12 protein-coding genes are annotated in these 8546 nt (G+C 40.1%); 8 read left to right on the top strand and 4 right to left on the bottom strand.

Annotated features, from left to right (window positions below; all coding sequences use genetic code 11):
• A partial coding sequence (gene fmt, locus H5072_RS06245; protein ID WP_182693019.1) for a methionyl-tRNA formyltransferase occupies positions 1–505 on the bottom strand: 505 nt, incomplete at its 3' end.
• A gap of 21 nt (positions 506–526) precedes the next feature.
• Positions 527–1033 (bottom strand): peptide deformylase, encoded by a 507-nt coding sequence (gene def, locus H5072_RS06240; RefSeq protein WP_004335162.1) that lies wholly within the window; start codon positions 1031–1033, stop codon positions 527–529.
• Positions 1034–1151: 118 nt separating this feature from the next.
• On the opposite strand from def, the gene H5072_RS06235 reads away from it, so the two are divergent.
• The 6 genes from H5072_RS06235 (at position 1152) to hemF (ending at position 6099) form a co-directional block, all read left to right on the top strand.
• Positions 1152–2270: a LysM peptidoglycan-binding domain-containing protein gene (locus H5072_RS06235; RefSeq protein WP_004335161.1), complete on the top strand. Its 1119-nt coding sequence runs from the start codon at positions 1152–1154 to the stop codon at positions 2268–2270.
• Between the two features lie 31 nt (positions 2271–2301).
• Positions 2302–3393, top strand: coding sequence for a DNA-processing protein DprA (gene dprA / locus H5072_RS06230; protein ID WP_182693018.1), 1092 nt, complete (start codon positions 2302–2304; stop codon positions 3391–3393).
• 1 nt (position 3394) lies between these two features.
• On the top strand, positions 3395–3868 hold the full coding sequence (locus H5072_RS06225; RefSeq protein ID WP_182693017.1) for a DUF494 family protein: 474 nt from the start codon (positions 3395–3397) through the stop codon (positions 3866–3868).
• Between the two features lie 114 nt (positions 3869–3982).
• Entirely contained in the window at positions 3983–4558 is a 576-nt protein-coding gene (locus H5072_RS06220) for a type I DNA topoisomerase (RefSeq protein ID WP_004335155.1), read from the top strand.
• 25 nt (positions 4559–4583) lie between these two features.
• The gene (locus tag H5072_RS06215) at positions 4584–5147 is read left to right on the top strand and encodes an L-threonylcarbamoyladenylate synthase (protein ID WP_004335153.1); all 564 of its coding nucleotides are present in this window, start codon (positions 4584–4586) and stop codon (positions 5145–5147) included.
• 1 nt (position 5148) lies between these two features.
• Positions 5149–6099, top strand: coding sequence for an oxygen-dependent coproporphyrinogen oxidase (hemF, locus tag H5072_RS06210; RefSeq protein ID WP_182693016.1), 951 nt, complete (start codon positions 5149–5151; stop codon positions 6097–6099).
• 63 nt (positions 6100–6162) lie between these two features.
• Here hemF and H5072_RS06205 read toward each other — a convergent pair whose 3' ends face one another.
• Positions 6163–6600 carry a group II truncated hemoglobin gene (locus H5072_RS06205; protein ID WP_004335148.1) on the bottom strand — a complete coding sequence of 146 codons (438 nt, stop codon included), beginning with the start codon at positions 6598–6600 and terminating at the stop codon, positions 6163–6165.
• 52 nt (positions 6601–6652) lie between these two features.
• Between H5072_RS06205 and aroE the strand changes: the two genes are divergently transcribed.
• Positions 6653–7477 carry a shikimate dehydrogenase gene (gene aroE, locus H5072_RS06200; protein ID WP_182693015.1) on the top strand — a complete coding sequence of 275 codons (825 nt, stop codon included), beginning with the start codon at positions 6653–6655 and terminating at the stop codon, positions 7475–7477.
• Entirely contained in the window at positions 7474–7728 is a 255-nt protein-coding gene (locus H5072_RS06195; RefSeq protein ID WP_004335144.1) for a DUF1488 family protein, read from the top strand. Before aroE ends, H5072_RS06195 begins: the two co-directional genes overlap by 4 nt.
• On the opposite strand, the gene H5072_RS06190 is transcribed toward H5072_RS06195, so the two are convergent.
• On the bottom strand, positions 7720–8265 hold the full coding sequence (locus H5072_RS06190; protein WP_182693014.1) for a gamma carbonic anhydrase family protein: 546 nt from the start codon (positions 8263–8265) through the stop codon (positions 7720–7722). The two genes, H5072_RS06195 and H5072_RS06190, sit on opposite strands and share 9 nt — an antisense overlap.
• Between the last annotated feature and the right edge of the window lie 281 nt (positions 8266–8546).

Genomic DNA, 8546 nt, shown 5'->3' with positions numbered 1-8546 from the left:
ATAAGCTTGCGCTAGTTTCTGTTGTGCTAATAGGGCAGCGGCTTATATGTAGCATATCGCCGGTATCTAGCCCTTCATCCATTTGCATTATTGTTACGCCGGTTTGTTCATCACCTGCCCAAATTGCGCGTTGAATAGGTGCAGCACCGCGCCAGCGCGGTAATATAGAGCCATGCACATTTAAACAACCTAAACGTGGCGCTTCTAAAATAGCTTTAGGTAAAATTAAGCCATATGCTACAACAATCATAATGTCGGCATTTAAGCTTGTTAGCTCAGCTAGTGCTTCATCATTTTTTAATGACTGTGGCTGAAAAACCGGTAAGTTGTGCTCAAGCGCTAGCTCTTTCACTTCACTGGCTTTTAATTTTTTACCACGACCTGCAGGGCGATCTGGCTGGCTATATACACCCACTATTTGGTGTTCGCTTTGTATCAGCGCTTGTAAATGACGTGCGGCAAAGTCCGGCGTACCGGCAAATATAATGCGTAATGGTTGAGTCACTGAGTTTTCCTAAGGTGCTTATTACTGTTCTGCAAACTTGGCTTCTTTTTCAAGCTTTTTACGAATACGTTGGCGCTTTAATGGAGATAAGTAATCAATGAATAGCTTACCTTGAAGGTGATCTAGTTCATGTTGAATACAAATAGCCAATAATTCATCTGCATCTAATACAAATTCTTCACCGTTTTCGTTAAGTGCAGCGACTGTTACTGTTTCTGCGCGATCTACTTTTGCATACGAGTTAGGTACTGATAAACAGCCTTCTTCGCTAACGGTAGAGCCGTCTTTTTTTATGATTTGTGGATTAATTAATACCAGTGGCTCATTGCGCTCTTCTGATACATCAATAACAACGATTCGTTGATGAATATCTACTTGCGTGGCCGCAAGACCAATGCCATTTTCATCGTACATTGTCTCTAGCATGTCTTTTACAATTTGGCGTACTGTGTCATCAACTTGTACAACATCTTTTGCTACAGTACGTAAACGTTCATCTGGAAATCTTAAAACTTCTAACCTAGCCATAGTTACCTTTTTCACTTGTGCTTAATTTAGGGTATTGTATGCTCTTATTTTAGCCATTCGCGTTCACCTTTAACAGGTTTTGGGCAATAATAATGAAAAAACAATACAAGGAAGCTCGATGAAATCTCCACTACTTGCAATCATGCTCACGTTAAGCGCTGCGTTTCCCGCAGTTGCTGATGTACTTAAAATAAAAAAAGACGCACCAAAACAGTATGTTGTAAAAAAAGGCGATACACTTTGGGATATTTCTGGCATCTATTTAGATGAGCCTTGGCTATGGCCTGAACTTTGGCAAATGAATCCACAAATTGACAACCCACACCTAATTTACCCCGGTGATGCATTAGCGTTGATATACGATGCAGATGGAAACCCACGTTTAGTGATAAATAAAGGATATAGAAAGCTATCTCCTCAGGGTCGTATTACACCAAAAGGGCGTGATGCTATTACTACTTTGCCGCTTGAAATGATCAAACCTTATATCAGTTACGAGCAAGCAATGAACAGTGACGATATTAAAGGTAAACCTTATATTTTAGGTGCAAACGAAAATACTAAAACACAAACGCTAGGCCATATTTTATATGTTAAAGGCGACTTACAAGTACATAAAGCATATGCCATTTACCATAAAGGTGACCCCTACACTGACTTAACCGGTGAGGTGTTAGCAACGCGTGCATCTTATGTGGGTATAGCACGTGCTTTTAGAGCGGGCGATGAGAAAAATGGCGTGCCTTCATCATTACGTGTTGAGTCTGTTAAACGAGAAATTCAGCAAGGTGATTTTTTAATGCCGGCAATGGAAGGCCAAATGCTTCCTGCGTACTTTGATATACACCGCCCTTCAGAACCTGTAACAGGTAATATTATTGCTTCACCACGCGAAGTTAGAGAATTCAGCACAATGGATGTTGTGGTGCTAAACTTAGGCAGTGAACAAAATATAGAAGCGGGTCATGTATTAGATCTAGAGCGTCAATCACCAACGGTTATTGATGGTCCTCGTGGCCCTCGTTATCCAGAAGATTCTAGTAAATATGAGAAGCTTTTATCTGATGTGAGCCAATTATTTGGTGATGAGTCTGACGAACAAAACACAACGTGGACCATGCCTAAAGAAAAAGTTGGTGAGCTAATTGTCTTTAAAGTGTATGACAAAGTAAGTTATGCATTAATAACTAAAAACCAGCACCCAATTCGCATTGGAGATATTGCAGTTATTCATTAAGAAGTAGCGAGTCGGTGCTCTAGGAGAGAGCATGGATCAGTCATCTGGCAAGCTAGCCCACTGGCTTGCCTTTTATATGTGTAAAGGGTTGGGTATAAAAACCCTTTTAGCACTATCTACAAACTATTCCCTTGGGTCGTTATTCGACTTATCTCATGACAAGCTTTTACAGCTTGGGTTAACCGCTAATCAAGCGAGCAATTTACTCAACACCAATTGGCAACAAGTCAGTCATTATGAGCAATTAATAGCGCTGAACAACATTACTGTTGTCTGTATTTTTGATCCGCTTTACCCAGAAGATCTCCGGCAGATTGCCAGTGCGCCTTTATTACTATTTTGCAGGGGAGATGTCTCGTTATTATCAACTCCACAGATTGCAATTGTAGGCAGCCGTAATGCTACACCTACCGGGCTTGAAATAGCCTCAGAATTTGCATACGAGTTAACTTTGGCGGGTATTACGGTTACTTCAGGTATGGCGCGGGGAATAGATGGTGCAGCACATAAAGGCTCTCTTGCTGGTACAGGTAAAACCATAGCGGTGCTTGGTACTGGGGTTGATATTTACTATCCCAAACGCCATAAACTATTAACAAACCAAGTTTTAGAAAGCGGTTTGCTGGTGAGTGAGTTTTTACCAGGCACAGCTGCTCATGCGCACAACTTTCCGCGCCGTAATCGTATTATTTCTGGATTATCGTTAGGAGTGCTTATTGTTGAAGCTGAAATTAAAAGTGGTTCGTTAATTACAGTACGCTATGCGCTTGAACAAAATAAAGAGGTATTTGCAGTACCGGGTTCTATTAAAAACCCGTTAGCGCAGGCAAGTCACTTTTTAATAAAGCAAGGTGCTAAGCTGGTAGAAAACGTGGCTGACATTCTTGATGAGGTGAGTTTCACTTACGACAATAATGTATTTAATAAAGAGCAGCCGATTCAAGCCAATTCTCAATGTGAGGTTCTAAATAGTATTGGCTTTGAAGTAACCAGTGTAGATGACATTGTGCGTCGTGCGCAGTGGCCAATAGATAAAGTACTCAGTAGGTTGCTCGATTTAGAATTAGACGATCAGATTGAGCGAGTCTTAGATGGTTACATCAAGTTAAGCGCAGGAAGGTAATATGTTTGATATTCTTTTGTATCTTTTTGAAAATTACATTCATAGCGAAGCGGATATATTTGCAGAGCAAAATGAGTTAACCGATGAGCTACTGCGTGCGGGCTTTAATAAGCCTGAGATATTTAAAGCTCTTGATTGGTTAGAGCAACTAGCCGATTTACAACACAGCGATGAGTCTCCTTATCTTATTGCTAACCCTAAAGATGCTGTGCGTATATTTACCGATAGTGAATGCCAAAGGCTCAGCGCTGAGTGTCGTGGCTTTTTAATGTTTATTGAGCAAATAGGCGTAATTAACAATGTAACACGTGAAATGGTAATGGACTGTTTAGCCTCTCTCGATAAACCAACTATAAGCCTAGAAGACTTAAAGTGGATTGTACTTATGATCTTGTTTAACGTTCCTGGCTCTGAAGAGGCATATGAGCAAATGGAAGATTTGATTTTTGATGAACCCAACGAACTTCTTCATTAGAGATAATTATCTTGATTGTACTCAAATTACTTAAAAGGATAAGCACGGCATTGCTTGTATCTTTAAGTGGTTTGGGTATATTAGGCGAAAATTCACCAACCTATTAGGATCACCATGAGTAAAATCGACCATTCGCTTTTCTCGGCGAACAAGCACGCCCTCGAAAAAGAATACGAGATATGCCCACAGTGTGGTTCAGAGTTAGTGATCCGCAATAGTAAATCAGGCCCTTTTTTAGGATGCGCAAGTTATCCCAAATGCGACTTTATTAGGCCGCTGGCACATCACGACAGTAACGAAATCAAAATATTAGAAGATTCTGCATGTCCTGAGTGTAGCAAACCGCTGGTGGTTAAAAATGGCCGCTATGGTATGTTTATTGGGTGTACGGGTTATCCAGAGTGTCATTATATTGCTAACGAAAATGAAGAAAAGCAAAGCGAAGATACTTTGCCTAGTTGCCCTAAATGCAAAAAAGGTCATTTAGTCGCGCGCAGTAATAAGTTTGGTAAAGTATTTTATTCTTGTGATTGCTACCCAAGTTGTAAATACACGCTTAATAATAAACCGGTTGAACATCCGTGTCCTGAATGTGACTGGCCTATCGTCATAGAAAGAAATATGGCAAACGGCATATTATTGCAATGCCCACAAAAAAGCTGCATGCATAAGCTCACCCCAACTGAATAACGTTTAATTATATCTGGAGACTACTTTGTCAGACCTTTCAAATACGCCCACTGCAATAACATGCTTAACGCAAGGCGAAGTTATTTTATACCCAACAGAAGCTGTATATGGTTTAGGTTGTGATCCAGATAATCAACAAGCCGTTGAGGCACTATTAGCTATTAAGCAGCGCCCGGTTGAAAAAGGGCTTATTTTAATCGCTGATAACTACGGACAATTATTAAAATACGTAGATGATGCAAAAATACCAATGGATAAACGCGCTGATATTTTTTCGAGTTGGCCTGCTGCAATTACATGGGTTATGCCTGCATCTAAAAATACGCCTAAATGGCTCACAGGGCAGTTTGATACCATCGCGGTAAGAGTAACAAACCATCCAACAGTAAAGCGTTTGTGCCAAGAGTTTGGTAAGCCATTAGTATCAACCAGTGCAAACTTAACCGGTCAAGAAACGGTAATTAGTATTGAGCAAGCCAAAGCGCAATTTGCAGAACAAGTTGGCTTTTACGTTGACGAGCCGTTAGGTGGTAATACTCAACCAAGCACAATAAAAGACGCCATGACTGGCAAAATATTTAGAGGTTAATATGCAAAGCGAATTATTAAATCAAGTAAAAGCATACTTTATGGCTTTGCAAGACACTATTTGCCAAGGTTTGGAGGCTGCAGATGGCAGTGCTAAATTTATAGAAGATAACTGGCAGCGAGCAGAAGGCGGTGGTGGTCGTACACGCGTATCCACTAATGGCACTGTAATAGAGCAAGGCGGAGTTAATTACTCTCATGTATTTGGCGCTTCAATGCCTGGTTCGGCAACAGCGCACAGACCAGAGCTTGCAGGGCGCAGCTTTCATGCGTGTGGTGTGTCGTTAGTTATTCACCCTAAAAACCCTCATGTACCAACAAGTCATGCCAATGTGCGCTTTTTTATAGCCGAAAAAGAAGGCGAAGAGCCAATATGGTGGTTTGGTGGTGGGTTTGATCTCACTCCTTTTTATCCAGTATTAGAAGACGTACAGCATTGGCATCAAGTTGCTCATGATATTTGTGCACCATTTGGTAGTGAAGTTTATCCAAAATACAAAACATGGTGTGACGAGTATTTTTATTTAAAGCACAGAGACGAGACGCGCGGAGTCGGCGGTTTATTTTTTGACGACTTAAACGAACTTGGTTTTGAAAAGAGCTTTGCGTTTATGCAATCGGTTGGTAATGGCTTTTTAGATGCCTATTTACCTATTATTGAACGCCGTAAAAATGATGAATACACAGAGCAACAACGTGATTTTCAGCTTTATCGTCGCGGACGCTACGTTGAGTTTAATCTAGTGTGGGATAGAGGTACGTTGTTTGGGCTACAAAGTGGCGGGCGCACTGAGTCTATATTAATGTCTATGCCACCACTTGCACGCTGGGAATATAATTATAAACCAGAGCCAAGTAGCCCAGAAGCTAACCTATATCAGTATTACTTACACCCGCAAGAGTGGTTAACGAGTCAACCAAGTGAGTTGATAGCCAGAGAATGGCAATTATAACAATTACACAGTAATCAAAAAGGCGCTAATCAGCGCTTTTTTGCATTGTGGCTAAATACAAATTTAATGTTGATTGATCATGTGCGTTGCTAGTTGAGAGAATGATTGCTTTAAGCCTTCACGTAACAACGGGTTGTCTATTTCTATATCCAGCGTTTTATTCATGCAGTACATCCATTGATCACGCAATGCTTTATCTACAGTAAAAGGCATATGTCTTTTACGTAGCATTGGCTGGCCATGTTTTTCAGTAAATAGGTTCGGCCCGCCTAACCAACCAGATAAAAATTCAAAAAATACTTGGCGAATTCGATCTAATGGCAGAGGATGCATATCATATAACGGTTTAGCGTATTCATCTGACTCCATTATGTCGTAGAATCGATTGGAGATAGCACGCGCCCCTTTCTCTCCACCTATTATTTCATACGGTGTTTTTTCAGGAGTAGGAGCCTGTTGCTCGGGAGCTGGCTTAGATTTAGAGAAAAGTCGTTTAATCATATAATTTATCATCGTTAATAGGCAGTTTATGCTGCAAAGAGGTTGCTTTAAAATGGACAAATATGCGGTTTTTGGAAATCCAATTAAACATTCAAAATCCCCCGCGATACATAAACAATTTGCTGTATCACTGGGTGAGCAAATCGACTATCGCGCAATATTAGCACCTATCGATAACTTTGAAAAAACAGTATTGTCTTTTTTTGGGCAAGGTGGTGTTGGTGCTAACGTTACGATGCCATTTAAAGAGCAAGCCTATGCAATGGCTGATGAGCTTACGCCATTAGCTAAAATTGTAGGGGCTGTTAATACATTAAAAAAACGAGATGATGGCACATTACTCGGTGATAACACCGATGGTGTGGGCTTTGTAAATGATTTACTCGCTAATAAAGTAGCCATAACTAATAAACGCATTTTAATCATAGGTGCGGGCGGTGCTGCTCGAGGGGTTATTTTACCTTTGTTAGAGCATAACCCTCAGGAAATAATAATAGTTAATCGCACAGCACAAAAAGCCAAAGAACTCGCAGAGCTGTTTACTCAATATGGACCAGTATCTGGCTTCGGCTTTAGTGATTTACCAGTAAGCGATTACTCACTAATTATAAACTCTACCTCTAGCAGTATGAATGATGAGCTTCCAGCTCTTGATGAAAAACACATAACTAACTGTGAAGTAGCTTATGACATGTTTTATTCACTGCAAAATACCATTTTTATGAATTGGGTTGCACAGCATAATATTAACGCTAAGCTTTTAGATGGTAGCGGAATGTTAGTTGGTCAAGCTGCTCAAGCATATTATCTATGGCGTAATAAAATGCCAAAAATACTTCCCGTAGTGGATGCGCTTAAACAAGGGGTGCTTAAATGAATCAGGCAATACAATTTATAGATAGGCTAGAATTTAGAGAGCCCGATCATCAGTTAGTATTTTTTGCACAAGTTAGTGGCATGCTGGTGGAGTGTGTAATAGAAGTAAATACACTTAAATTAACTGACGAAAGCCATGCAACAGAGTATTTTGAGAAATATCGTTTTGATTACGAAGAACGTGCCGAGGAACTCATCGAAGAAGAGAGCTATAACTCGGCAGGTCAAATTGAAGTAAGCTTATTAACTTAAGTTAGCTATTTCAGCTAAGTATTCATCTTTAAGTGATACATAGTTATCGGCAGATATTTTTAAAAAGGCAAGTTCTTGCTCTGTAAGAAGGCGGGCTTGCTTAGCTGGGCTTCCTACATATAAGTAACCAGACTCTAAACGTTTGTTTGGTGGCACTAAAGAGCCGCCGCCAATAATTACATCATCTTCAACAACCACGTTATCCATAATAATAGCGCCCATACCTACAAGTATACGGTTCCCTAATACACATCCGTGCAGCATTACCTTATGACCTACAGTTACATCGTCACCTATAATAAGTGGATAACCATCTGGATTGCTTTTAGTTGCACGAGATAAATGCAATACACTGCCATCTTGTATATTGGAGCGTTTACCAATACGTATATAGTTAACATCGCCTCGGGCTGCTACTAAAGGCCAAACACTACTATTATCACCTAAAGTAATATCACCAACCAAAACTGATGACTCATCAATATAAACAGACGAATTAAACGAAGGAGTTACACCTTTATAAGAACGGATTGCCATATTTAGTACCTTTTAGATAATAGTTATTAGCTTTGAGTGTATCAGCAAGGTCATTTTTGTACCATAAAAGGCACCGTTTGGTTACAAAACTATCAGTTTTAGGGGGTTTAGTTCAGATACTGACCGAACAGCATCTTTTTTTACTTTTTCTTTAAAAAAGTACTTGCGTAAAAATCTGTTCTCCCTATAATGCGACCCCACTGAGACGGGAAACGCCGAAGCATAGCAAGGCACGAACTACTCACAGAGTTAAATAAAACTTCGGTTTTAAATCTTCCAAA

It is taken from the genome of Pseudoalteromonas sp. SR45-5 (assembly GCF_014163565.1).
GTDB lineage: Bacteria > Pseudomonadota > Gammaproteobacteria > Enterobacterales > Alteromonadaceae > Pseudoalteromonas > Pseudoalteromonas distincta.
Note: the sequence above shows the minus strand (reverse complement) of the source record. Positions and strands in the feature narration are given on the sequence as shown.